Genomic DNA, 25395 nt, shown 5'->3' with positions numbered 1-25395 from the left:
GATTCATAGCGATTGGCCCCCTGCCCGAGGCTTCGTTCCGGGGCAGCAGCGACTTCGGGGCCCGGGATTCCGGCCCTGGGGGCGACACGGAGCGGACCGATGTTGACCGTCCCGCGCAACGTCCTAGGAAGCCGCACCCGTTTCGGGGAAGATTCGGGGAGATCGGGAAGATACGGAATATTCATGAGAGATCGTGCTCGAACGACCCATAACCACCAGGCACCCGGATCAGAAGTGGAAGAGTCGAAGCTATGCAGGTCTGGCCGGGACAGGCGTATCCCCTCGGAGCCACGTACGACGGCGCCGGGACCAACTTCGCGGTCTTCTCGGAGGCCGCCCACCGAATCGAGTTGTGCCTGCTGCACGACGACGGTTCCGAGACGGCGGTGGAGCTCAGGGAGACCGACGCCTTCGTCCGCCACGCCTATCTGCCCGGAGTGATGCCCGGACAGCGGTACGGCTTCAGGGTGCACGGCCCGTACGAGCCCGAGCGCGGGGTCCGCTGCAATTCGGCGAAGCTGCTGCTCGATCCGTACGCCAGGGCCGTGGCCGGGCAGGTCCGGTGGGGCGAGGCGGTGTACGGCTATCCATTCGGTCGGCCCGACGCGCGCAACGACCTCGATTCGGCGCCGCACACCATGACCTCGGTCGTGGTGAACCCGTACTTCGACTGGGGCGACGACCGGCGGCCGCGCACCGACTACCACCGCACGGTGATCTACGAGGCCCACGTGAAGGGCCTGACGATGCTCCATCCGGGGCTCCCGAAGGAGCTGCGCGGGACGTACGCGGGACTGGCCCATCCGGAGGTGATCGCCCATCTGACCGAACTCGGCGTCACCGCGATCGAACTGATGCCCGTTCACCAGTTCGTCCAGGACCACCGGTTGGTGGACGCGGGGCTGGCCAACTACTGGGGCTACAACACGATCGGGTTCTTCGCCCCGCACAACGACTACGCGTCCTGGGGCGACCGCGGCGAGCAGGTGCTCGAGTTCAAGCAGGCGGTGCGGGCCCTGCACCAGGCGGGCATCGAGGTGATCCTCGACGTGGTCTACAACCACACCGCCGAGGGCAACCATCTGGGGCCGACGCTCTCCTTCCGGGGCCTGGACAACGCCTCGTACTACCGGCTCGCGGACGACCAGCGGTACTACATGGACACCACGGGGACGGGGAACTCCCTGTTGATGCGGTCGCCGCACGTGCTCCAGCTGATCATGGACTCGCTGCGGTACTGGGTCACGGAGATGCACGTCGACGGCTTCCGGTTCGATCTGGCGGCCACGCTGGCCCGGCAGTTCCACGAGGTGGACCGGCTGTCGTCGTTCTTCGACCTGGTGCAGCAGGATCCGGTGGTCAGCCAGGTGAAACTGATCGCCGAGCCGTGGGACGTGGGCGAGGGCGGCTACCAGGTCGGCAACTTCCCGCCGCTGTGGACCGAGTGGAACGGCAAGTACCGGGACACCGTGCGGGACCTGTGGCGCGGCGAGCCGCGGACGCTCGCCGAGTTCGCCGGACGGCTGACGGGCTCGTCCGACCTGTACCAGGACGACGGGCGGCGCCCGCTCGCCTCGATCAACTTCGCCACCTGCCACGACGGGTTCACGCTGCACGACCTGGTCGCGTACAACGACAAGCACAACGAGGCCAACGGCGAGGGCAACCGGGACGGCGAGAGCTACAACCGGTCCTGGAACTGCGGGGTGGAGGGCGAGACGGAGGATCCTGAGGTCCTGGAGCTCCGGATGCGGCAGATGCGGAACTTCGTCGCCACGCTGATGGTGTCCCAGGGCGTGCCGATGCTGAGCCACGGCGACGAGTTCGGGCGCACCCAGCGCGGCAACAACAACGCGTACTGCCAGGACAACGAGTTGTCGTGGGTGCACTGGCCGGACCCGGCCGACGCCGCGCGGAGCGGACCGCAGGGCGGCGTCATGGACGGCGAGTCCGGGGCGCAGGACGGCGAGCGGGAGGACGGTGCGGGCGAGGCGGACGGTCTGGGCAGCAGCCTGCTGGAGTTCACCCGGGCGATGGTCTGGCTCCGCCGCGACCATCCGGTCTTCCGCCGCCGCCGGTTCTTCCACGGCCGTCCGGTCGAGGGCACGCACGACGAGCTGTCGGACATCGCGTGGTTCACGCCCGGGGGCCGGGAGATGACGCAGCGGGACTGGCAGGCGGCGCACGCCAAGGCGCTGACGGTCTTCCTCAACGGCCACGCGATCTCGGAGCCGGGGCCGCGCGGCGAGCGGATCTCCGACGACTCGTTCCTGCTGATGTTCAACGCGAGCGCCGAGACCCTGGAGTTCCGCGTGCCGGTGCATCACGGGCGGCAGTGGATGGTGGTCGTCGACACGGCGCGTCCGGCCGGGGTCCTGCCGGGCTGCGGGCCGAAGGTGTCGGCGGGCGAACGGGTGACGCTGGTCGGGCGGAGCATGGCGGTGCTCCAGCGCCCGGCGTAGGCGCCGCGCACGACCGCCCGGCGCGGACGTCTCGCACGCCCGCGCGTACGTGCGCGGCGGGACGCGGGGACGTGGAGCGCGAGCGGGTCCGGCGTACGCGCGCGGCGCGGGGTGTGAACAGTGTCCGCACGCGGCGTGCGCGCCCGGCGCGGGCACCGGGCGCGGGTTCCAGGCGTGCACGCCCCGGCGCGTCGCGGGGCGGGCCGCGACACCGCCGGTCGGGCCCTTTGCGGCGTTCCATGACACAGGGGCGCGCGGGCCGGGTACGTAACGGCGCATGACGCCCACCTCCACCTATCGGCTCCAGCTCCAGCCCGACTTCCCGTTCCCGGCCGCCGAGGACGCCGTGCCCTACCTCGCCGCACTCGGGGTCTCGCATCTGCATCTCTCCCCGGTCCTGGAGGCCGTGCCGGGCTCCCGGCACGGCTACGACGTGGTCGACCACGGGCGGGTGCGCGCCGAGCTCGGCGGCGAGACGGGGCTGCGGCGGCTGGCCCGTACGGCCCGGGAGCACGGCCTCGGCCTGGTCGTGGACATCGTGCCGAACCACATGGCGGCCGTGCCACGCCTCAACCGCCCGCTGTGGGAGGTACTGCGCGAGGGCGCCGCGTCACCGTACGCGCGCTGGTTCGACATCGACTGGGAGGCGGGCGGCGGCAGGGTGCTGCTGCCGGTGCTCGGCGGGCGGATCGGCGACGAGCTGGACGCGTTCCGGGTCGACGGGGAGGTGCTCCGCCACGGCGAGCAGGAGTTCCCGCTCCGGGCCGGCACCGCGCACCTGCCGCTGCCGGAGCTGCTGGACGCCCAGCACTACCGGCTCTGCTGGTGGCGGCTGGCCCGTACCGAACTGAACTACCGCCGGTTCTTCACCATCTCCGGTCTCATCGGGGTACGCGTCGAGGACCCGGAGATCTTCGACGCCACCCACGGCAAGATCCTCGAACTGGTCCGGGACGGGGTGATCGACGGACTGCGCGTCGACCACCCGGACGGGCTCGCCGACCCCGGGGCGTATCTGGAGCGACTCGCGGCCGCGGCCGACGGGCGGTGGACGGTCGTGGAGAAGATCCTCACCGGTGACGAGCCGCTTCCCGCCGACTGGCCCGTCGCGGGCACGACCGGGTACGACGCGCTGCACCGGATCGACGGCCTCTTCGTCGACCCGATGGGGGCCGCGGAGCTGATCGGCCGGTACCGGGAGCACGCGGGACCGGCCATGGACCGCGGCGGGTCGTGGAAGGCGACCGTCCGACGCGCCGCGCACGAGGTCGTGACGCACGACCTGGCCGCCGAGACCGGCCTGCTCACCAGGCTCGCCGCACGCGTCTGCGCCGAGGAACCCGCGCTGCGCGACCACGCGCCGTGGGCCCTGCACGCCGCCGTTCGCGAGCTGCTGGTGCGCATGCCGGTCTACCGCGCGTACGTGACGGCGGGCGGTCCGCGCCCGAGGGCGGCCTCCGCGGTGGGCCCGGGGGCTCCCCCGGACGTGGGACCCGGGACGCCCCCGGAGACGCTGCCGGACGTGGTCGTGCGCGATGCGAAGGCGGCGTTCGCCGTGCCGGAGGAGGCGTCGGCGGTGGACGTGGTGCGGGACCTGGCGCTGGGCCGACTGGGCGGGGGGCCCGACCGGGCCGCGTTCTGCGCCCGGTTCGCGCAGACCGCGTCGGCGCTGCGCGCCAAGTCGGTCGAGGACACGGCGTTCTACCGGTACGTCCCGCTGGTCTCGGCGAACGAGGTGGGCGGTGACCCGGGGCGGCCGGCCGTGACACCGGACGAGTTCCACGCGTTCTGCGCCCGGCTGGCCCGGGACCGGCCCGCCACGGGCACGGTCCTGACCACGCACGACACCAAGCGGAGCGCCGATGTGCGGGCCCGCGTCGCGGTGCTGACGGAATGCCCGGAGCAGTGGTCCTGGCTGGTGGTGGAGCTGGCGCGGACGACCCCCACGACCGCGCCCGACGAGCAGTTCGCCTGGCAGGCGTGGCAGACGGCGGCGGGCTGCGCGCGGCTGCCGGCCGGGGAGGCGGCGGGACGGCTGGAACCGGCACTGCTGAAGGCGGTGCGCGAGGCGGGACTGTCCACCACGTGGACCGAGCGCGATCCGGGGTACGAGCGGGCGGTGACGGACTTCGTCGCGGCCGGACCGGCGGCGGACGGCGGCCAGGTGCGCGAGACGCTGGACCGGTTCACGGCCACGCTCGCCCCGTACGCGCGGGCCAATGTGCTCGGCGCGGCGCTGGTGCATCTGACGATGCCGGGGGTGCCGGATCTGTACCAGGGCACGGAACGTGAGTACGTGGCGCTGGTCGACCCGGACAACCGGCGGCCCTTCCGCCTCCCGCCCGAGGACGGCCCCTGCGAGGAAAAGGCGGAACTCACGTCGGTGGTGCTGCGGCTGCGGCGCGAGCGGCCCGGGGTGTTCGGGGAGTCCGGTACGTACGTCCCGCTGAGCGCGCGCGGTCCGGCGGCCGCGCACTGTCTGGCGTTCTGCCGCTCGGGCGAGGTGGTCACGGCGGTGACCCGGCTGTCGCTGCGGCTGGCGGAGTCGGGCGGCTGGCACGACACGGAGCTGGCGCTTCCGGACGACGGGCCGTGGACCGATCTGCTGACGCCGGGCCGGAAGTTCACCGGGCCCTCGGTCGCGGTCGCCGAGCTGTTCGCCGAACGGCCGGTGGCGCTGCTCGCCCGGACCGGGACCGGCTGAGGGCCGTCCGGCGGAACCCGTGGCGGTTCCCTTGTCCCGCGCGCCGGTTGCGGCCGGGCCCACGAGCCCCTGTAACGACCTCGTCCACGATTGGCAGTGGAGGAAGGAGCGGCGTCCGGAGCCTTCGAATCCAAGGCGGAGGAGGGAGTCGGATGGGGTCTCCCCTGCTCGAAAGCAGCTGAGAGCTCGGGGAAGGAGCGTCGGGGACTGACGACAACGCCGGAGGCGGAGGTCCCAGACACCGCGACGCCGCTGACAATCGTGGACGAGGTCGTAAGCCCGGGAGAGGGGACCGCCCCTCGAAACTACGGTCGCGACGGGGGACCGGCCGGTCCCTGGGTCCGGACACCCTGGGGCGAGGGATCACCTGCCCGGGTCACGCGCCTTCCGCGTGGAGCTCGAGCGGCCCTCGTGACCTGCCTCGCGCAGCACCGCCCGCACTGTGGCAAGGAAGGCGGATGCCCGGCAGGAGGATGCTCCGACGTCAGGCCGGACCGGGCACGGCCGGTCGGGTCCGGCGCGCGTGGGGCGTCGCCGTCAGGCGGGAGGCTCGACGGCGGGCGCGGTGAGCCGGAAGCTCATTCTCCCGAAGCTCACCTGGTCCCCCTCCCGGACCCGTACCGCACCGGCGACACGCTGCCCGTTGACGCAGGTGCCGTTGGTCGAGCCGAGGTCGCGGAGCATCCAGCGGCCGTCCCGCGTGGTGAGTTCGGCGTGGAGCCGGGAGACGGACTCGTGGTTGAGCCGCAGTCCGTTGCCGGGATCACGGCCGATCAGCAGGGGGTACGGACCGGGGACCGGAAGCAGGAGCCTCGGCAGCCGTTCGGTCCGCCAGACCCGGCGCACCCGGCCCGGGAAGCCGGACACCCCGCCCACGACCTTCAGCAGCCGCCGCGACCAGCGTCCCTCGCTCCCCGCCAGGTCGGCGGTGAGGACGGACAGTTCCTCCGGGCTCCGGGCGACGAGAGCCAGTTCCATGCGGCGCATGAACGTGTCGTGCGACAGCTTGCCCTGTGCGGCGCCGTCTCTGAGTACGCCGATCACACGGTCGCGCTGGGCGTCCGACGGCCGCGCGGGGTACGTGTGGGACTCGAAGGGGGACGTCACGCGCCCAATTGTCGGCCCGACCGCCCCGGAGTGTCCAGAAGAACCCCGGCCCGCACGGGCACGCTCCCGTCCGGGCCGCGCGCCGCCGCGACATCCGGGAGCGGTGCCGGGGAGCGGTTGCTACCGTCTCCCGACTCGCGCCGCCCGTGGTTCCCCCGGCGGCCTTCCGCAACCGCCGAGGAGACCTCGTGCCCCCAGCTTCACCGGAAGCGACATCGCAGGAACTGACCATCCGTCCGCTGACCGGCCCGGACGAACTCGGGCTCTTCCTCCGGCTGTCCTACCTCCTCGACGACGAGCTCGCCGAGGACCTGGAGAGCGGGCGCCGACGTCCCGGGTGGATGTGGGTGGCGCTGCGCGGCGAGCGCGTGGTGGCCCGGATCGCCTGGTGGAGCCGGGACGGGGACGCCCCTCTGCTCCTCGACGTCTTCGACCTGGACGACACCCTGCCACGGCCCGAAGGCGAGGAGGCGGGCCTGCGGCTGCTGGAGACGGCGACGGCGGCGGTCGTACCGGCCGGCGCGCCGCGCCCCGAGTACGGCCGTTTCGTACCGCCGGACTGGCGGGAGGACCCGGCCACTCGTGAGAGCGTCGAGGCGCGGATCCGGGTGATGGAGCGCTCCGGGGCGCGGATGCTGGTGGAGCGGCTGCGCCTGGAGTGGCGCGCCGGTACGCCGGTGCCGCCGGACGACGGACGGCTGCGGTTCCGCCCGGTGGAGGGTCGTGAGGATCTGCTCGCGCTGATGACGGCGGTGATGGAGGGCACCCTGGACGCCCACGGCCGGGCCGATCTGGCGTCCGGGCTCAGCGCCCGGGAGGCGGCCGAGAAGCACTACGACGAGGAGCTGGCCCTGTACGCCACGCCGCGCGAGTGGTGGCGGATCGCCGAACTGCCGGACGGCGCGCCGGTCGGGTTCGTGATCCCGGCGCGCAACGACTACAACCCGGTCATCGCGTACATCGGTGTCCTTCCCGCCCGGCGCGGCCACGGGTACGTGGACGGCATCCTCGCCGAGGGGACCCGGCTGCTGGCCGCGCAGGACGGGGTGGACCGGATCCGGGCCGCGACCGATCTCGGCAACGTCCCGATGGCCGCGTCCTTCGCCCGCCTCGGCTATGCGGAGTTCGGGCGGGCCTTCGACATGGTCTGGGACTGACCGTCCCGGCGGGCGAGTTCCGCCAGCCACTCCAGACGCAGGCGCTGTTCGGCGGGGATCGTCGCGTCCTCGCCGCGCGGCCCCACGTTGAGCAGCACGTTGCCGCCCTCCGCCGCCGTCTCGCGGACGAGCGCCTCCAGCGCGTCCCGGCCGAGGAACGCCTCGGGCGGGGAGTTGCGGTTTTGACTTCCGCTCCCTCAGCTAAAGCAGGGGGATTCCTACCACGGTCGTCTGACCGTCTCGGCGGGTTCCTGCTTCACCGCGCTGCGCCGGAACAAGTCCCGGCCTTACCCACGCTCCACAGGCTGACACCGCCAGTCCGGCGGCCTTCGCGACATTAACCGCCGCGTTGACGTCACGGTCGAGGACGGCCCCGCATGCCCCGCACTCCCACTCCCGGACGTGGAGGGGCTTGGGGCCGCCCTTGACGCCGCACTGCGAGCACACCTGAGAGGTCGGCTCGAACCGGCCGATGCGCACAAAGGTGCGCCCGTACCGGGCGGCTTTGTACTCCAGCATTTTCACGAACGCCGACCATCCGGCGTCGTGGACGGACTTCGCCATGCGGGTGCGGGCGAGTCCCTTCACACACAGGTCTTCCACGGCGACCGCTTGGTTCTCGCGGATCAGCCGGGTGGAGAGCTGGTGGTGGAACTCGCGCCGCGCGTCAGCCACCCGCGCGTGAGCGCGGGCCACCTTCGTCCGGGCTTTGGTTCGGTTACTGGAGCCCTTCGCCTTGCGGGACAAGCGACGCTGCTCTCGCTTCAGCTTCTTCTCGGCCCGGCGCAGAAAGCGCGGGGACTCGGTCTTCGTGCCGTCCGAGAGGATCGCGAAGTGCCTCAGCCCCAGGTCGATACCCACCTCGGGCGTCACCTCGGGCAGTACCTCGCCGGGTTCGGTCTCGACAACGAATGAGGCGAAGTACCGGCTGGCGGCGTCCTTGACCACGGTCACCGTGGACGGCACGGACGGCAGGGTGCGGGACCACTTCACCCGCACATCACCGATCTTCGGCAGAGACAGGTCTCCGCCGGCCGTGACTTTCCAGCGGGCGTTCGCGGTGAACCGGACGGCCTGCCGGTTGTCCCTGCGGGACTTGAACCGGGGCGCGCCCATGCGGGGGCGCTTGCCTTTCAGCCCGTCGAAAAAGTTGCGGTACGCGGTGTCGAGATCCCGAAGGGACTGCTGGAGAACAACGGCGGACACCTCACCGAGCCAGGCCCGCTCCCCGGTCTTCTTCGCCTCGGTGATCAGCAGCTTGGAAAGGTTCCCGGTCTTCGGGGACGGCTCGCCTGCGGCGCGGGCGGTCTCACGAGCGCGAAGCCCGTCGTTGTAGACCACCCGCGAACACCCGAACGCCCTGGCCAGCGCGGAGCGCTGTGGAGCGTCCGGGTACAGGCGGAAGCTGTACCGAAGCTGCATGCCAATCAACTTACTCCAGTTGGTTTATGGCCGAGTATCAGAACATTCGTACTGGCAGACACTGCGCGTTCGTCCTGCACGCCCACTTGGTTTTCGTGACGAAGTACCGGCACAAAGTGTTCAAGGACGCCCACCTCAAGCGGATGGAGGAGATCAGGCGCGCCGTGTGCGAGGACTTCGAGTTCGAGCTGGTCGAGTTCAACGGCGAGAACAACACGTCCACCTCCTGGTGAACTTCCCGCCAAAGGTGGCCCTGTCCAAGCTGGTCAACTCTCTGAAGGGAGTCAGCTCCCGCAGGCTCCGCCAGGAGTACCCGGAACTGGTCCGGCATTACTGGCGGGCGCAACGGCTATGGTCCGGCTCCTACTTCGCCGGGTCGGCCGGCGGGGCTCCGCTGTCGATCGTCCGCCAGTACATCGAGTAGCAGAATCGCCCGCTATGACCTGCGGGTCAGAACACTTCTCGGAATCGCTTCACCACCGGGCTGAAGCCCGGCGCACTACGATTAGTCCCGGTAGCGGGCGCCAGCGGCCCGGAACTCGCGTGCCCAGGCGGCCGGGTCCCAGGAGTCCAGCGCGTCGTTGAAGTCACCGCCGAAGGCGGTGTAGGGGCGGGTGCCGTAGGTGGCCCGGTGGTGGGCGGAGACGGGGCTGCCGGGAAAGCGGAGCGCGTTCTCGTACCACTCGGCGTACGCCGTCCAGGCGAGCGGGGCGCGTCGGCCCTCCGCCGGGAGTTCGTCCGGGGGGACGTACGGCGGGGCCCAGCCCGGCACGGAGGCGGGCGTCCAGTGCACGAAGATCCCCAGTCGGGCCCGGGACCACCACGAAGCGACCATGGCGCGAAGTATCGATCACGCACGGGGCCGTTCGTAAGGCCCGGGCGGCCGTGGATGGACGGCCGTGAGGGACCCGGGCGCGGGACGCCGTCAGGCGTGCCCGGCCGCCGTGTGCCCGTTCTTCTGGGCGTGGATCAGGTCGCGGTACCAGGCGTAGGAGTCCTTGGGGGTGCGGCGCAGCGTCTCGTAGTCGATGTGCACCAGTCCGAAGCGCTTGCCGGCCCCCTCGATCCACTCGATGTTGTCGGTCAGCGACCAGGTGAAGTAGCCGCGGACGTCGACGCCCGCGCCGATCGCGGCGTGCAGGGCCTTCAGATGTCCTTCGAGGTAGGCGATCCGGCGGGTGTCGCGGGCGGGTTCGTCGACGGCGCAGCCGTTCTCGGTGATGTACAGCGGCGGGAGGCGGTCGCCGAAGCGGGCGTGCAGCTGCACGAGGGTTTCGCGCAGTCCGTCGGGGACGACGGGCCAGCCGAAGTCGGTCTTCTCGTAACCCTCTATCTCCCGGATGCCGAAGGGGAGTTCGGCGGGCATCTCGAAGCCGGAGAAGGAGTCGAGGGCTTGTGCGTCGGGGGCGCCGACGAGGGTGGGGTTGTAGTAGTTGACGCCGTACCAGTCGAGCGGGGTGGAGATGGTCGCGAGGTCGTCCGCGACCGGTCCGGGCATCAGCGCGGCGAAGTTCTCGTCGGGGTAGCGGCCGGTGAGGATGGGGTCGGCGAAGAGCCAGTTGCTGATCGTGTCGTACAGCTCCGCCCCGAAACGGTCCTCCTCGCGGTCGCCGGCGGGCCAGACCGGGGTGTGCGAGACGGCGACGCCGATGTTGTCGGCGCCCGCGCCGCGCAGCGCGCGCACGGCCAGTCCGTGGGCGAGGAGCTGGTGGTGGGCGGCGGGCAGGGCGTCGAAGAGGAGGGTGTGGCCCGGCGCGTGCCGGCCGAGTGCGTAGCCGAGCAGGGTCACCTCGGCCGGTTCGTTGATGGTGATCCACATCGGTACGCGGTCGGCGAGGCGTTCGGCGACGATGCCCGCGTACTCCGCGAAGCGGTAGGCGGTGTCCCGGTTGAGCCAGCCGCCCGCCTCGTCCAGCGGCAGCGGGGTGTCCCAGTGGTAGAGGGTGGGGGCGGGGGTGATGCCGTGGGCGCACAGCTCGTCGACGAGGCGGTCGTAGAAGTCGAGGCCCTGCGGGTTGACGGCGCCGCTGCCCCCGGGCACCACGCGCGGCCAGCTGATGGAGAACCGGAAGGCGTCGGCGCCGAGCCCGGCCAGGAGGGCGACGTCCTCGCGGTAGTGCTGGTGGAATCCGGTGCCGCGGCCGACGTCGGTGCCGTCCTTGATGCGTCCGGGCTGTGCGGCGAAGGCGTCCCAGCCGGAGGGCCCCTTGCCGTCGGTGTCGGCCGCCCCCTCCGTCTGGAACGCGGAGGCGGATGCCCCCCAGAGGAAACCGGGCGGGAACACGGGCACGGCGGACGCGGCCGCGGTCGTCGCGGCCGCGTCCGTCCCGGACCCGTGCGGCGCCGGCGCGGCGGGCACTGGCGCGTCCGGCATCGGCACATTCGACCGCGGCACGTTCATCTCGGCCTCCACAGCCGTAAGAGGGAGTGCGTATTGAGCGAAAAGCGGGCAGGGCAATGATCAGGACCAGACCTTAATCGCCGGTAACGGGCTCGATCCAGTGTCGTGAGTCAGCCGTCGCGGCTGCTGCCGACGACGGAGCACGGGTGCGCGAGAAGACGAGGAGCGTTGCATGCTGTTCGAGGTATGGGCACCGGACGCGGGCGCGGTCGATCTGTGGCTGGCGGGCGCGCGACGGGCGATGGCGCCCGACGCCGAACGGGCCGGCTGGTGGACGGTGGAGGCCGGGGCGTCGGACGGGGACCGCTACGGATTCGTCCTGACCGGCGGCGGGGACGGGGAACGAGGCGAGGGCGAGGCCGACCGGGTACGCGTACTGCCCGACCCCCGTTCGCGCCGCCAGCCGGACGGGCCGGACGGCCCGAGCGCCGTCGTCGACCACTCGGCGTACGCCTGGCGCAACGCATGGGCGGGGCGGGGGCTGCCGGGCGCCGTCCTGTACGAGCTGCACATCGGTACGTTCACGCCGGAGGGCACCTTCGACGCCGCGGCGGCCCGGCTCGGCCATCTCACCGCACTGGGCGTCACCCATGTGTCGCTGATGCCGGTGTGCCCCTTCCCCGGCGCCCACGGCTGGGGGTACGACGGGGTGGCGCCCTGGGCCGTGCACGAGCCGTACGGCGGGCCGCTGGGCCTGAAGCGCTTCGTCGACACCGCGCACGGTCTGGGTCTCGCGGTGGTCCTGGACGTGGTGCACAACCACCTCGGCCCGTCGGGCAACCACCTCCCGGCCTTCGGCCCGTACTTCACCGACGCCCACCGCACCCCGTGGGGCGCGGCGGTCAACCTCGACGCACCCGGCTCGGACGAGGTGCGGGCCTATCTGCTGGGCAGCGCGCTCGCCTGGCTGCGGGACTACCGGATCGACGGGCTGCGGCTGGACGCGGTCCACGCACTGGCCGACTCCCGGGCGCTGACCTTTCTGGAGGAGCTGTCCGCGGCGGCCGACGCACTCTCCGCCGAGCTGGGCCGCCCGCTCCCGCTGATCGCCGAGTCCGACCGCTGCGATCCCCGGACGACCACACCGCGCGAGGCCGGCGGCATCGGACTGCACGCCCAGTGGAACGACGACTTCCACCACGCCCTGCACACCGCGCTGACCGGCGAGTCCCAGGGGTACTACGCGGACTTCGCCGCCGCCCCGCTGGCCGCCGTCGCCAAGACGGTGACCAGCGGGTTCTTCCACAACGGTACGTACTCCGCCTTCCGCGGCCGGACCCACGGCCGCCCGGTCGACATCGCCCGCACCCCGGCCCACCGTTTCGTCGGCTACGCCCAGACCCACGACCAGATCGGCAACCGGGCACGGGGCGACCGGCTCGCCGCCACGCTCTCCCCCGGCCTGCTGGCCTGCGCCGCCGCGCTCGTGCTGACCGGCCCCTTCACCCCGATGCTGTTCATGGGCGAGGAATGGGGCGCCCGCTCCCCCTGGCAGTACTTCACCGACCACACGGATCCGATGCTGGCCGAGGCGGTCCGCACCGGCAGGCGACGCGAGTTCGCGTCGCACGGCTGGGCCGCCGACGACATCCCCGACCCCCAGGACCCGGCCACCCGTGACCGCTCCTGCCTGGACTGGAGCGAACCGGACCGGGAGCCGCACGCCCGCCTGCTGGCCTGGTACCGGCGGCTGATCGCGCTGCGCCGCACGTTGCCCGACCTCGCCGACCCCGATCTGGCGTCGGTGCGCACCGCGTTCGACGAGCATGCGCGCTGGCTGGCCTACCGGCGGGGCGATCTGCGCATGGCCGTCAACCTCGACGGGAGACCGGCCACGATCCCGCTGGGCGACGGGCGGCGCAGGGGCGGCTTCGGCCGGGTGGTGGCGGCGTGGGAGCCCGTCGAAGCGCCGGGGAGCGACGGGCTGCTGCACCTGCCGCCGGAGTCGTGCGTGCTGCTGGCCGACGACTGAGACCGGGGCCGGCGTCCCCGCCTCCCGCCCGGCTCCCCGCCGTCGACGCGCGCCGCGCGGTCGCCCGGCTACTCGACGATCGCCAGTTCGCGCGCCGTGTTGTTGAGGCGCCGGCCGCCGTCCTCGGTCACGGTCACGATGTCCTCGATCCGTACGCCGAACCGGCCCGGCAGATAGATGCCCGGCTCCACCGAGAAGCACATCCCGGGCACCAGCGGCCGTTCCTCGCCCTCGATCATGTACGGCGGCTCGTGGGTGGTGACGCCGATGCCGTGGCCGGTGCGGTGGATGAAGCGCTCGCCGTAGCCGAACTCGGTGATGACGGCGCGGGCCGCCCGGTCGACCTCCTGGCAGGCGACCCCGGGCCGGACCGCGGCGCAGCCCGCCTCCTGCGCCTGCCGCACGATGTCGTGGACCCGCTGCTCCTCGGCGGTGGGTTCGCCGACATGGACCGTGCGGGAGGTGTCGGAGCCGTAACCGTGCTTCAGACCACCGAAGTCGAGCACCACCATGTCACCCCGCTCGATGGTGCGGTCGCCCGCCTCGTGGTGCGGATTGGCGCCGTTCGGGCCGGAACCGACGACGGTGAAGTCGACCTGGGAGTGCCCGAACCGCTTGAGCAGGTCGGACAGTTCGGCGGCGATGTCGGTCTCCTTGCGCCCCGAGAACCGCACCTTGAGGATCTCCTCGTACGTGGCGTCGGCGGCGGCCCCGGCGGCCGCGAGCCGCTCCAGCTCGGGGGCGTCCTTGACCGCGCGGAGCATCGGCAGGGCCTCGGTGAGGGAGACGTACGAGGTGTCCGGGAGCGCGCGCCGCAGTCCGAGCAGATGCATGGCCCAGGCGTTGTCGCTGATCCCGTACCGTCCGCGGTCCCGCAGGAGCGGGGCGGCGACGGCGTACGGGTCCTTGCCGTCGGTCCAGTCCCGCAGGGTGAGGGCCGGTCCGCCGACGGCCTCCGCCGCGTCGGGGGCCTCCAGGGTCGGGACGACGAGGACGGGGTCCTGACCGGGCGTGAGGACGAGGAGCGTGAGGCGTTCGGTGCTCACGGGCTGATAGCCGGTGAGGTGGACGAGGTCGGGGCCGGGGGCGACCAGCACCCCCGCGAGCCCCGCCTCGGCGGCGGCGTCGGCCGCGCGCGCCATCCGTGCCCGGTAGTCGTCGGCGGTGAAGGGCACGGGCTGGTTCGGGCTGGGCATACGGGCCTCCTGGCGAGCGCGGGACGTCATGACGGGACATGACACGGCGTACGGCATCCTGCCCGTACCCACCGGGTCGACGCGAGCGGCACCCCGTGGGAACGGGCGGAGCGGCACCCCTGCGGCAAGGTGCGGGGCGGTCGCGCTCGGCATGCGCAAGCGGGGCGCGTGGCGGCCGAGTTCGGTGCGGCCCGCCGGGCTTGACGGGCGGCCCGGGGCCGGGCCGTGCACCGCAGTCTCCGGGAGACCGAACAGGAATTAGGCTAGGCTTACCTATTCTGATGGTGCGGGAGGGCGGCCCCGGCCGCCGGTTCCGGCCCGGACAGCCCCGAGGAAAGGCATGACCGGCATGACAGACGCCACCACGACGACGGTCCCGCCCCGCACACCGCCCGCCACGGGCCCCGCGGCGGGCGGCATGGACCTGACGGTCGAGGCGCTCACCGCCGGATACCCCGGCCACACCGTCGTGAACGGGGTCGACCTCTCCGTGCCCGCCGGCAAAGTCGTCGCGATCGTCGGCCCCAACGGCTGCGGCAAGTCCACCCTGCTGCGGTCGATCGCCCGCCTCCACCGCCCGGAGTCGGGCACCGTCCGGGCGGGCGACTCCGACATCTGGCAGCTGAGCCAGCGCGCCGCCGCACACCGCATCGCCCTGCTGCCGCAGTCCCCGCAGGCTCCGGAGGCGGTGACCGTCGCCGGTCTCGTCCGGTACGGACGCCACCCCCACCAGGGCCTGTTCCGGCAGTGGTCCCGCGAGGACGAACGAGCCGTGCGCGAGGCCCTGTCCGCCACCGGCACCACCGGACTGGCCGACCGCCGCATCGACCAGCTGTCCGGCGGCCAGCGCCAGCGCTGCTGGCTCGCGATGGTGCTCGCCCAGCAGACGCCGATCGTGCTGCTCGACGAGCCGACCAGCGCGCTCGACCTGGGGCACGCGGTCGAGGTCCTCGAACTGGTCAGGGAGGTGGCGGCGGCCGGCCGCACGGTCGTGATGGTGCTGCACGACCTGGCGGGCGCCGCCCGGTACGCGGACATCCTGGTGGCCATGAACGGGGGCCGGATCGTCGCCCGGGGCGCGGCCCGTGACGTGGTGGACGCCGCCCTCGTCCGGGAGCTGTACGGGGTCGAGGCGGACATCATGGACGCGCCCGGCGACGGCGCCCCCGTCGTGGTGCCCACGGCACGCGCGTCCCGCGAACGGCGGACCGCGTCGGTCGGCCGGTAGCGGGCACCCACGCAGCCCCGTGCGGCGCGGTCCGGCCCCGGACCAAAGTCAGCGCGCGCCCTTGCCCTCCAGGTACGCCAGCACCGCGAGCACCCGCCGGTGCACCGTGCCGTCGTCCGGTTCCAGACCGAGCTTGAGGAAGATCGACCCGATGTGCTTGCTCACGGCGCGCTCGGTCACCACCAGTTCGTCGGCGATGGTGCCGTTCGCCTTTCCCTGTGCCATGAGTTCCAGCACCTGGCGCTCGCGCGGGGTGAGGTTCTGCAGGGGCTCGGCCGACGACTTGCGGGTCAGCAGCTGCGTCACCACCTCGGGATCGAGCGCCGTACCCCCGCCCGCGACCCGTTCGAGCGCCTGGAGGAACTGGTCGACGCGGCCCACCCGGTCCTTCAGCAGGTAGCCGATGCCCTGGGCGCCCCGGGCGAGCAGTTCGGCGGCGTACGTCTCCTCGACGTACTGCGACAGGACCAGGATCGGCAGGTCGGGCAGCCGGTCGCGGGCGGCGAGCGCGGCACGCAGGCCCTCGTCGCGGAAGGTGGGCGGGAGCCGCACGTCGAGCACGGCGGCGTCCGGGCGGTGCTCCAGCAGGGCGGGCAGCACCTCGGGCCCGGCCGCCGCAGCCGCCACCACCTCGTGGCCCGAGCTGGTGAGCAGCAGGATCAGGCCCTCCCGCAGCAGCGCGTTGTCCTCCGCGATCACGATCCGCACGGCAGCTCCACTTCGATCTCCGTAGGCCCCCCGGTGGGGCTGCTGATGCGGGTGGTGCCGTCGAGGGCGGCGATCCGCCGTCTGATGCCGACCAGCCCGCTGCCGGCGCCTTCGTCCGCGCCGCCACCACCATCGTCGCCGACGACCACGCGCAGGATGCCCGGGGGCCGGTCGATCCGCACGGTCGCGGCCGTGGCGCCGCTGTGCTTGCCGATGTTGGTGAGAGCCTCGGCGACCACGAAGTACGCGGCCGCCTCGATCGCGGCCGGAAGCCGTCTCCCGTCGTCCACACCGTCCACGTCCGTGCTGACGGGCACGCCGACATCGGCGGCCAAAGCCCGTACCGCGCCCGCGAGTCCGCGGTCCGTCAGGACCGGCGGGTGGATGCCGCGCACCACGTGCCGCAGCTCCGCCAGCGCCTCCTCCGCCCCGTCCTGGGCCTCGTCGAGGCGTCGGCGCGCGGCGTCCGGGTCGCGGTCGAGGAGCTGCTTGGCGAGACCGATGCGCATCGACAGGGCGACGATCCTCGCCTGGGCGCCGTCGTGCAGGTCCCGTTCGATGCGGCGCAGTTCGGCGCCGTGCGCCTCGACCGCCCCGGCCCGGCTCTCGGTCAGCTGATCGATCCGGCCGGCGAGGACGGCGGACGGTGAGGGGGTGAGCAGGGACCGGGTCCAGCTCGCCGACAGGTCGGCGAGGACACCGTGCCAGCGCAGGGCCCAGCCGTGCCGCACCGGCGGCGGCGTGCCGTACTCGTCGGCCCTCCGCCGGTCCAGCAGGTGCTGGACCGGCAGCGCGACCCCGTCGACGAAGAGCCCGACCGGCCACAGCGCCATCGCGAGACATCCGAGGCCGTTCCCCGCGAGTGCGTGGAACGGCATCCAGCGCGCCCCGCGCCAGACCATCGGATCGGTGAGGACACGGCGCACCCGTTCGGAGAGTTCACCGCCGTCCGGGGCGGGCCAGGGCGCCGGGGCGTAGGGGACGCCGAGCCGTTCGGCCGCCCTGCGGCGCTCGAACTCCACCAGCAGGCGCAACGGCTTCACGGCCTCGGGCAGGGCGGGCAGCCCGATGAGCACCGCCGCGAACAACAGGACGGCCACCACCAGGAAGGTGCCCACGTAGCAGACCATGGCCGTCCCCATGCCGATGAACAGGTGGCGCGAGGCGTCCCGGGAGCGCCGGACGGCGATCGTCAGGGGGGTGGGGGTGGTGCTCATGCCGCACCACGTTACGGGGCGTTCCCCGTCGCCGGAGTGGTGGTCTCCCCCGGGCTCCCGGTGTACCTGACCGAACCCCGGTCCGGGTGTGCGCGCCCTCGCTCCCCGCTCCCGGCGCTCCTAGCGTTTACGCAGGTCAGCCTAAGGGCTGTCCCGTAATCCCTGATGGGCGCCCGGCGACAGCCGCGGCACCTCGCCGCGTTGTCGGAACGCCCGCATACGTCCCGTATGCGGGCGCCCCTCCGTCTTGCGATGCACCACATCTGACGCCGCGCGCCGATCCGCCACGGATTACGGGACAGCCCTTAGGAACGGAAGAGGAACGGTGGGTTCGAGGATGGACACGGTCACAACGGTCACGGGAGTGCGGGCGACCGCGCTCGCTCTGGAGTCGGTGACCCGGCGCCATGGGCCGCGCGGCGGCCGGGGGACGCTCGCGCTCGACGCGGTGAGCTGCACGGTCCCGGCCGGGAGTTTCACCGCGGTGGTGGGGCCCTCGGGGTCGGGGAAGAGCACGTTCCTGCAGTGCGCGGCGGGCCTGGACCGCCCGACCTCGGGGACGGTACGGGTCGGGGGGACCGATCTCGGCTCGTTGTCCGAGGCCGCGCTGACCCGGCTGCGCCGGGACCGGATCGGGTTCGTGTTCCAGTCGCACGCCCTGAACCTGGTGCCCTCGCTGACCATCGAGGAGAACGTGGTGCTGCCGCTGGTGCTGGCGGGCGCCGGTCCGACGGACCAGCTGGTGCTGGCCCGCGGCCGTGATCTGCTGGCCCGGGTCGGCCTGGCGGGTCGGGGCGGGCAGGCCCCCGCGACGCTCTCGGGCGGTCAGCAGCAGCGGGTCGCGGTGGCACGGGCGTTGGTGACCGCACCCGAGGTGATCTTCGCGGACGAGCCGACGGCCTCCCTGGACCCGGAGTCGGCGGGCCTGGTGCTCGGGCTGTTGCGGGACGCGGTCCGGGCCGACGGCCGCACGGTCGTCATGGTCACCCATGATCCGGCGGCGGCGAGCTGGGCGGACACCGTACTGACGATGGACGGCGGACGGCTGCGATGAACACGTACACCCGCACGGAGGCGGACACGGGTACGGGCGTCACGCCCCGCGGGCCCGGCCCGGACGTGCGTTTTGGGGTGCGGCGGGCTTCGGCCTTTCTCGCCCGGCGCTCGCTGAGGGCCCATCGGCGGGCCTGGGCCGCGGTGTTCGCCGCGACGGCGGCCGCGGTCGCGCTGATCGGTTCGTTCGCCCTCGTCCTCGGTTCGCTGCTGCTGGCCGCGCCCCCGGTGGCACGGTACGCCGGGGCGGACGCGGTGGTGGTCGGGGACCAACGGGTCACCTACACGGCGAAACCGTGGGGCAGCGAGCCGAAGACCGCCGAGGCCCATCTGCCGGAACGCGTCAGGCTCGACCGCTCGGCGGTGGCACGGGCGGCCGGTGCCGAGGGGGTCGCGAAGGCCGTCGCGGACGACTCGGTCCCGGTGGCCGTGGGCGGCGCCCCCGGCGACGGTACCGGGCGGGGCGCGGCCGGGGCCGTCGGCCGGTCCTGGCAGGCCGCGGTCCTCACCCCGTACCGGCTGACCGGCGGTCACGCGCCGGGCGCCCCGGACGAGGTGGTCGTCGACGATGCCCTCGCCGCCGCGGCCGCCCTCCGCCCCGGCAGCCGGATCACCGTGCGGACCGACGGGGCGCCCCGGCCCTACACCGTCAGCGGTGTCGCCGCGTCCGCGCACCGGGGTGACGGCCCCGCGGTGTTCTTCACCGAACGCCGGCTGACGGATCTGGCCGGACACCCCGGCACCGTCGACGCCATCGGCGTCGTCGCCGAACGGGGGGTGACGGCCGGCGAGCTGCGGGCCTCGCTGGAGGCCGTGTTGCCCGACCGGGCCCACGGCGACCGCGCGGTCGTGGTCCTCACCGGTGCGGAGCGCGGGCGGGCCGAACACGTCGACGCGCTCGGCACCCGGGGCGAGCTGCTTGAGCTGCTCGCCTCCGTCGCCGGAACGGTCCTGATGGTGGCGCTACTGGTGATCGCCACCACGATCTCCCAGGCGGTCCACCAGCGGTCCGGTGAACTGGCTCTGCTGCGGGCGGTCGGGGCGACACCGCGCCAGCTCAGGTCGGCCGTCGGGCGCGAGGTGGGCCGGGTGGCCGGTGCGGCGGCGGTGCTCGGCGCGATCGGGACCGTGCCGCTGGGGCTGTACCTGCGGTCGTTGCTGGCCACGGAGCCGTTGCCGCTGCCCGTGCCGCTGTGGCTGCCGCCGGTGGCGGGCGCCGTGGCCGCGGTGCTCGTCGTCCTCCCGGCCCGTCCGGTGTCGCTGCTCGCGGCCCGGTCCGTCACCGGACTGCGGCCCGCGGCGGCCCTGGGCGCCGCGGGTGCGCCCGAGTCGAGCGAACCGGGCCGGGTGCGCACGGTCGCCGGGGTGGTGCTGGCCGTCGCGGGGATCGGATCGGCCGGTGCGGCGACCGCGCAGGGCGGGCAGGCCGCCGCGGTGGCCGCGTCGGGCGCGGCGACCTCGCTGATCATCGCGGTGGCGCTGCTCGGGCCGTGGATCGCCCGGGTGGTGCTGCGGGTGCTGGGGGCGCCGGTGCGGGTGGTGGGCGGGGTCTCCGGCTTCCTTGCCGCCCGGTCCGCCGCCGCGCACCACCGGCGGCTGGGTGCGGCGATCACCCCGATCGTGCTGCTCGTCGCGTTCGTCTGCGTGCAGTTGTCGGCGGCCTCGACGCTGGAGCGGGCCGCCGGCCGGCAGGCCGCCGCCGCGCTGCGGGCCGACCTCGTGGTGACGGGCCCGGCGGGTCTTCCGGCCGACGCCGCCCGTGCGGTGCGGGAAGCTCCCGGGGTGGTGGCGGCGACGGGAGTGCTGCCCTCCGCCGTCGTACTGGCCCACCGCGAGCTGGGCGAACCGCGCCTGGAGCGGCTGCCCGTGCTGGGCGTGACGGCGGATCGGCTGACCGGTGCGCTCGATCCGCGCGTCACGGCCGGTGATCTCGCGGACCTGGTCGGCCGGGGCACCGTCGCGGTCGGCGAGGACCGGGCGGCCGACCTGGACGCGGGCATCGGCGACACGGTGGAGCTCCGCCTCGGCGACGGCACGCGGGTCGCGCCCCGCGTGGTCGCGGTCTACGAACGGTCCCTGGGACTCGGCGAGTTCATGCTGCCGCGCGAGGCGCTGGCCGCGCACACCACGGCGCCGCTCGACCGGAGCGTCCTGGTGCGCACGGACGGCTCGCCCGCCTCGGCCGACGCGGTGCGGCGTGCGCTCGCCCCGTACCCGGGTGCCCAGGTCCGTGCCGCGACGCCGGATGACGCACGGATCGACCCGTCGGCATCGGAGCAGGACGACGCCCTGGTGATCATCGGGGTCGGGGTGATCGGTGGCTTCGCCCTGCTGGCGGTGGTCGGCACACTGTCCCTGATCTCGGTAGGCCGCACCCCGGAATTCCGCCTGCTGCGCCTGGTCGGCGCGGGCCGCCGTCAGGTGCGGCGGATGCTGGTCCTGGAGACGGCGCTGGTGGCGGTGGCCGGTCTGCTGATCGGCACCCTGGTCGCGGCGGTGCCGCTGGCGGCGTTCGCGCTGTCGACGACCGGCTCGTTGCCGTATCTGTCCCCGGCCCGGTACGGGGTGCTGGCGCTGGCCGTCTTGGTGGCGGCCGGACTCGGCACGATCCGCCCGGGCACGTCGGGGGGACGCGGCGTCCTCGGGGGCCGGTCCGGCTGACTCCGTGCGGCGGTCCGCCGGGACGACGGACGGCTGCCCGGTCCCGAACGTGCGCCGTTCGGGACCGGGCAGCCGGTCACTCGTTGCCCCGAACCGGTCGGACGACGCTGCCGGTCCAGTGCCACGCACCTGCTGAACCCAGTCGCCGATGTCGTCAAGGCGCGTCTCCACGGCGCCGCCGCAGGTCGCGTCGGAACCCAGGCAGCCTGCCTGCCACGACGCACTGTGCACGGCGACGAGTTCGACACCGCCGTCCTTCTCGCGCAGCGCAGGCGTCCGTCGCGCTGGCGGTGTTCTTCGGGCTCTCCCTCTTCTACGTGACCCGTTGATCCTCCCGGGGCGCCGCCCGGCCCGGCGGGACAGGACGGATTCCGTGACGCGCCCCGGCCGGCCGCTCACGTCACGGCGACGCGGACAGCGAAAGGGCGGCCTCGCGCCGCGCCGCCGCGGCCAGCGCGGCGAGCACCGGCGCGATCAGCGGGTGGCCTTCCGCCCCGTGCCGCACCGCGGCGAAGACCCGGCGGGTCGGCGCGCTGCCCCGCACAGGGCGCACGACCACCCCGGCCAGCTCCATCCCGCGCAGCGCCGACCGCGGCACCAGTGCCACCCCGGCCCCCGCCCCGGCCAGCGAGACGACCGCCCGGAAGTCGTCCGAGGAGTGCTCCATCCTCGGCTGGAACCCGGCGAACTCGCAGGAAAGGACCACCACATCGTGGCACGGGTTGCCGGGGTAGGGGCCGATCCACGGGTCCTTCTCCAGGTCGGCGATCGCCACCGCGTCCTGTCCGGCCAGCCGATGGTCCACCGGAAGCACCGCGTCGAAGGGTTCCGAATAGAGCGGGACCCGGGTCAGCCGCCGGTCGTCCTCGCCCGGCGCGCCCCGGTACTCGACGGCGACCGCCACGTCCACCTGACGGTCCAGCACCATCGGCACGCTCGCGTCGCCCTCGGCGTCCTGGACGCGGACCCGGATGCCGGGCGCGGTGCGGGCCAGTTCGGCGATCGCGGGGGCGAGGACCAGGCCGATGCCGGTGGCGAACGCGGCGACCGTGACCGTTCCGGCGTCCCCGGCGCCGTAGGCGGCCAGCTCCGCCTCGGCCCGCTCCAGCTGGGCCAGCACCGCGTTGGTGTGGGTCAGCAGGATCTCCCCGGCGGCCGTGAGCCGGGCACCGCGCGCGCCGCGTTCGACGAGGCGGTGCCCGGTCTCCTGTTCCAGTGCGGCGAGTTGCTGGGAGACCGCGGAGGGGGTGAGGTACAGCGCGGCGGCGGCTGCGGTCACCGTGCGGTGATCCGCCACCGCACGGAGGATACGCAGCCGCCGTGCATCGATCATGTGACCCATTGTCCCAGGTCACGAAGGTACCCCCGACACACCGGGAGAACGGGGGCTACTCCCCCAGCGCGGCCCGCGCGTCGACGAACGCGTCCACGGCCCGGTTCACGTCCTCGGTGGAGTGCGCGGCGGAGAGCTGGACCCGGATGCGGGCGGCGCCCTGCGGGACGACCGGGTACGAGAACCCGATCACGTACACCCCGCGCTCCAGGAGCAGTTCCGCCATCCGGCCCGCCTTCGCCGCGTCCCCGATCATGACGGGAGCGATGGCGTGGTCGCCGGGCAGGACGTCGAAGCCCTCCTCGGTCATCCGGGTACGGAAGAGCTTGGTGTTGGCGGTGAGCCGTTCACGCAGGTCGTCGGCGCCCTCCAGCAGGTCGAGGACCTTGAGCGAGGCCGCCGCGATGACCGGGGCGAGGGAGTTGGAGAAGAGGTACGGGCGCGAGCGCTGGCGCAGCAGGGCGACGATCTCGGTGCGGGCCGCGACGTAGCCGCCGGACGCGCCGCCGAGGGCCTTGCCGAGGGTGCCGGTGATGATGTCGATGCGGTCCATCACGTCGTGCAGCTCGGGGGTGCCCCGGCCGCCGGGGCCGACGAAGCCGACGGCGTGCGAGTCGTCGACCATGACCATGGCGTCGTGGCGCTCGGCCAGGTCGCAGATCTCGCGCAGCGGGGCGACGTACCCGTCCATGGAGAAGACGCCGTCGGTGACGACGAGGCGACGGCGGGCCCCGGACGCCTCCTTGAGCTGGGTCTCCAGGTCGGCCATGTCGCGGTTGGCGTAGCGGAAGCGCCGGGCCTTGGACAGCCGGATGCCGTCGATGATGGAGGCGTGGTTGAGGGCGTCGGAGATGACCGCGTCCTCCGGGCCGAGGAGGGTCTCGAAGACGCCGCCGTTGGCGTCGAAGCAGGAGGAGTAGAGGATCGTGTCCTCCTGGCCGAGGAACGCGGAGAGCCGTCGCTCCAGCTCCTTGTGGACCTCCTGGGTGCCGCAGATGAAGCGGACCGAGGCCATGCCGTAGCCCCAGCGGTCCAGGGCCTCGTGGGCGGCGGCGACGACGTCGGGGTGGTCGGCGAGGCCGAGGTAGTTGTTGGCGCAGAAGTTGAGCACTTCGCCGGGGCGGCCGCCCGAAGTGACGGCGACGCTCGCGGACTGCGGGGTGCCGATCACGCGCTCGGGCTTGTGCAGTCCGGCGGCCTGGATCTCGTCGAGGGTGGTGCGCAGGTCGTCGCGTACGGAGTCGAACATGAGGGGTGTCTCCCAGCTGGTCGCGAGGGTTCGCCGTGTACGGGCGTGGGGTGTTGGGCGTCGGGTGTCGGACGGTCGGGCACGGCTTCGGGCGGGCGGGCCCTGAATCTCAGCGGCCGGCCCCCGGGTTTCGGCTGTCGGTCCCCGGGATTCGACGGGCGGGCCCGAGCTTCGACGGGCGGTCGCCGGCTTCGAGGACGGCGGTGGCGGGTCAGGAGGTCCAGTCGAGGATGACCTTGCCGCCACGGCCGCTCGCCGCGTCGTCGAAGGCCGCCTCGAAGTCCCGGTACCCGTACCGGCCGGTGATCACGGGGGCGAGGTCGAGGCCGCCCTCCAGCAGCACGGACATGGCGTACCAGGTCTCGTACATCTCACGGCCGTAGATCCCCTTGATGGTGATCATGGAGGTGACGACGTGGGCCCAGTCGACGGGGAACTCCTCGGACGGCAGTCCGAGCACGGCGATCCGGCCGCCGTGCGTCATGTTCGCGATCATGTCGCGCATCGCCTCGGGCCGCCCGGACATCTCCAGTCCGATGTCGAAGCCCTCGCGCAGCCCGAGCCGTCGCTGCCCGTCGGCGATGGTCTCCTCGGCGACGTTCAGGGCGAGGCTGACGCCGACCTTCCGCGCCAGCTCCAGACGGGCCTCGCTGACGTCGGTGATGACGACGTTGCGGGCGCCCGCGTGCCTGGCGACGGCGGCGGCCATGATGCCGATCGGCCCGGCGCCGGTGATCAGCACGTCCTCACCGACCAGCGGGAACGACAGCGCGGTGTGCACGGCGTTGCCGAAGGGGTCGAAGATCGCAGCCACGTCCAGGTCCACGGGGACCCGGTGCACCCAGACGTTGGACGCGGGAAGGGCGACGTACTCCGCGAACGCCCCGTCCCGTCCCACGCCGAGCCCGACGGTGGAACGGCACAGGTGACGCCGTCCGGCCAGACAGTTGCGGCACTTCCCGCACACCAGGTGGCCCTCGCCGCTGACCAGGTCACCGACCTTGATGTCGACGACGTCGGCGCCGGTCTCCGCGACCTCGCCGACGAACTCGTGCCCGAGGACGAGCGGCGTGCTGACGGCCTGCTGGGCCCAGCCGTCGTAGTTCCGGATGTGCAGGTCGGTGCCGCAGATGCCGGTGCGGAGCACCTTGATCAGTACCTCCGAGGGACCGATCTCCGGCTCCGGCACGTCCATCAGCCAGAGTCCGGGCTCGGCCTTCTGCTTCACGAGTGCCTTCACGGCGGTGGCTCCCTGCGCTGTACGACGTCGAGTGCCCCGGACCGGCGCATTCGTGGGGGAATCCGCGGGTCCGGGGACGAAGATGAGGGACGGCATGGCAGCGCGTCGACCGGCTGCCGCGCACCATCCTGCGCCGTCCCGGGCAAAATCTGCCGCACCCCGCGCCCGGGGTCCATCGAGGATTTCTTAAGCGCGCCCGCAGCTCCGCTTCATGCCCCGCCGTACGGCCCGGGGACGAGCCCGCCGCGCCCGGGGCCCGCACCACACCGGTCCCGCCGGTCCCAC

The 25395-nt window shown here is 73.2% G+C and carries 16 protein-coding genes and 3 pseudogenes; 8 read left to right on the top strand and 11 right to left on the bottom strand.

What is annotated here, in order from left to right; translation table 11 throughout:
* Positions 1-251: 251 nt before the first annotated feature.
* Entirely contained in the window at positions 252-2462 is a 2211-nt protein-coding gene (gene glgX, locus ACFYY6_RS11205) for a glycogen debranching protein GlgX (protein ID WP_351525390.1), read from the top strand.
* Between the two features lie 277 nt (positions 2463-2739).
* On the top strand, positions 2740-5166 hold the full coding sequence (gene treY, locus ACFYY6_RS11200; RefSeq protein ID WP_388650999.1) for a malto-oligosyltrehalose synthase: 2427 nt from the start codon (positions 2740-2742) through the stop codon (positions 5164-5166).
* A gap of 537 nt (positions 5167-5703) precedes the next feature.
* On the opposite strand, the gene ACFYY6_RS11195 is transcribed toward treY, so the two are convergent.
* Positions 5704-6273, bottom strand: coding sequence for a DUF1707 and FHA domain-containing protein (locus tag ACFYY6_RS11195; protein WP_351526080.1), 570 nt, complete (start codon positions 6271-6273; stop codon positions 5704-5706).
* 188 nt (positions 6274-6461) lie between these two features.
* Between ACFYY6_RS11195 and ACFYY6_RS11190 the strand changes: the two genes are divergently transcribed.
* Positions 6462-7430 carry a GNAT family N-acetyltransferase gene (locus ACFYY6_RS11190; RefSeq protein WP_388651001.1) on the top strand — a complete coding sequence of 323 codons (969 nt, stop codon included), beginning with the start codon at positions 6462-6464 and terminating at the stop codon, positions 7428-7430.
* Here ACFYY6_RS11190 and ACFYY6_RS11185 read toward each other — a convergent pair.
* Positions 7388-7612: pseudogene (locus ACFYY6_RS11185) on the bottom strand (hypothetical protein); the annotation flags it as partial. The gene ACFYY6_RS11190 and the pseudogene ACFYY6_RS11185 overlap by 43 nt on opposite strands.
* A gap of 19 nt (positions 7613-7631) precedes the next feature.
* A complete protein-coding gene (locus tag ACFYY6_RS11180; RefSeq protein WP_389192771.1) occupies positions 7632-8852 on the bottom strand; it encodes an RNA-guided endonuclease InsQ/TnpB family protein in 1221 nt (406 codons plus the stop codon).
* Between the two features lie 26 nt (positions 8853-8878).
* Between ACFYY6_RS11180 and tnpA the strand changes: the two are divergent.
* Positions 8879-9276, top strand: a pseudogene (gene tnpA, locus ACFYY6_RS11175) (IS200/IS605 family transposase).
* 90 nt (positions 9277-9366) lie between these two features.
* Here tnpA and ACFYY6_RS11170 read toward each other — a convergent pair.
* Together ACFYY6_RS11170 and ACFYY6_RS11165 are read right to left on the bottom strand one after the other, a co-directional pair.
* A pseudogene (locus ACFYY6_RS11170) lies at positions 9367-9687 on the bottom strand (alpha-L-fucosidase); the annotation flags it as partial.
* 90 nt (positions 9688-9777) lie between these two features.
* On the bottom strand, positions 9778-11226 hold the full coding sequence (locus ACFYY6_RS11165; RefSeq protein ID WP_351525532.1) for a GH1 family beta-glucosidase: 1449 nt from the start codon (positions 11224-11226) through the stop codon (positions 9778-9780).
* Positions 11227-11425: 199 nt separating this feature from the next.
* Between ACFYY6_RS11165 and treZ the strand changes: the two genes are divergently transcribed.
* Positions 11426-13225 carry a malto-oligosyltrehalose trehalohydrolase gene (gene treZ, locus ACFYY6_RS11160; RefSeq protein WP_389192768.1) on the top strand — a complete coding sequence of 600 codons (1800 nt, stop codon included), beginning with the start codon at positions 11426-11428 and terminating at the stop codon, positions 13223-13225.
* 68 nt (positions 13226-13293) lie between these two features.
* Here the strand turns inward: treZ and ACFYY6_RS11155 are convergent, their stop codons facing one another.
* Positions 13294-14421, bottom strand: coding sequence for an aminopeptidase P family protein (locus tag ACFYY6_RS11155; protein ID WP_351525530.1), 1128 nt, complete (start codon positions 14419-14421; stop codon positions 13294-13296).
* A 418-nt stretch (positions 14422-14839) separates the two neighbouring features.
* On the opposite strand from ACFYY6_RS11155, the gene ACFYY6_RS11150 reads away from it, so the two are divergent.
* A complete protein-coding gene (locus ACFYY6_RS11150; RefSeq protein WP_351525533.1) occupies positions 14840-15649 on the top strand; it encodes an ABC transporter ATP-binding protein in 810 nt (269 codons plus the stop codon).
* Between the two features lie 48 nt (positions 15650-15697).
* On the opposite strand, the gene ACFYY6_RS11145 is transcribed toward ACFYY6_RS11150, so the two are convergent.
* Entirely contained in the window at positions 15698-16357 is a 660-nt protein-coding gene (locus tag ACFYY6_RS11145; RefSeq protein ID WP_073785186.1) for a response regulator transcription factor, read from the bottom strand.
* Positions 16345-17574 carry a histidine kinase gene (locus ACFYY6_RS11140; RefSeq protein WP_351525529.1) on the bottom strand — a complete coding sequence of 410 codons (1230 nt, stop codon included), beginning with the start codon at positions 17572-17574 and terminating at the stop codon, positions 16345-16347. The genes ACFYY6_RS11145 and ACFYY6_RS11140 overlap by 13 nt, the downstream gene beginning before the upstream one ends.
* 337 nt (positions 17575-17911) lie before the next feature.
* On the opposite strand from ACFYY6_RS11140, the gene ACFYY6_RS11135 reads away from it, so the two are divergent.
* A complete protein-coding gene (locus ACFYY6_RS11135; RefSeq protein ID WP_351519187.1) occupies positions 17912-18628 on the top strand; it encodes an ABC transporter ATP-binding protein in 717 nt (238 codons plus the stop codon).
* Positions 18625-21288, top strand: a complete 2664-nt coding sequence (locus ACFYY6_RS11130; protein WP_389192765.1) for an FtsX-like permease family protein — start codon at positions 18625-18627, stop codon at positions 21286-21288. The genes ACFYY6_RS11135 and ACFYY6_RS11130 overlap by 4 nt, the downstream gene beginning before the upstream one ends.
* 400 nt (positions 21289-21688) lie before the next feature.
* Here ACFYY6_RS11130 and ACFYY6_RS11125 read toward each other — a convergent pair whose 3' ends face one another.
* From ACFYY6_RS11125 to tdh, 3 genes are all read right to left on the bottom strand, one after another.
* On the bottom strand, positions 21689-22621 hold the full coding sequence (locus ACFYY6_RS11125; protein ID WP_389192762.1) for a LysR family transcriptional regulator: 933 nt from the start codon (positions 22619-22621) through the stop codon (positions 21689-21691).
* A gap of 55 nt (positions 22622-22676) precedes the next feature.
* Entirely contained in the window at positions 22677-23870 is a 1194-nt protein-coding gene (locus tag ACFYY6_RS11120) for a glycine C-acetyltransferase (RefSeq protein WP_389192759.1), read from the bottom strand.
* 211 nt (positions 23871-24081) lie between these two features.
* The gene (gene tdh, locus ACFYY6_RS11115; protein WP_351519193.1) at positions 24082-25110 is read right to left on the bottom strand and encodes an L-threonine 3-dehydrogenase; all 1029 of its coding nucleotides are present in this window, start codon (positions 25108-25110) and stop codon (positions 24082-24084) included.
* Positions 25111-25395 lie beyond the last annotated feature (285 nt).

This window comes from Streptomyces sp. NPDC001750, from assembly GCF_042892615.1.
Lineage (GTDB): Bacteria > Actinomycetota > Actinomycetes > Streptomycetales > Streptomycetaceae > Streptomyces.
The sequence above is the reverse complement of the archived record's forward strand: the minus strand, read 5'-3'. Positions and strand labels throughout refer to the sequence as shown.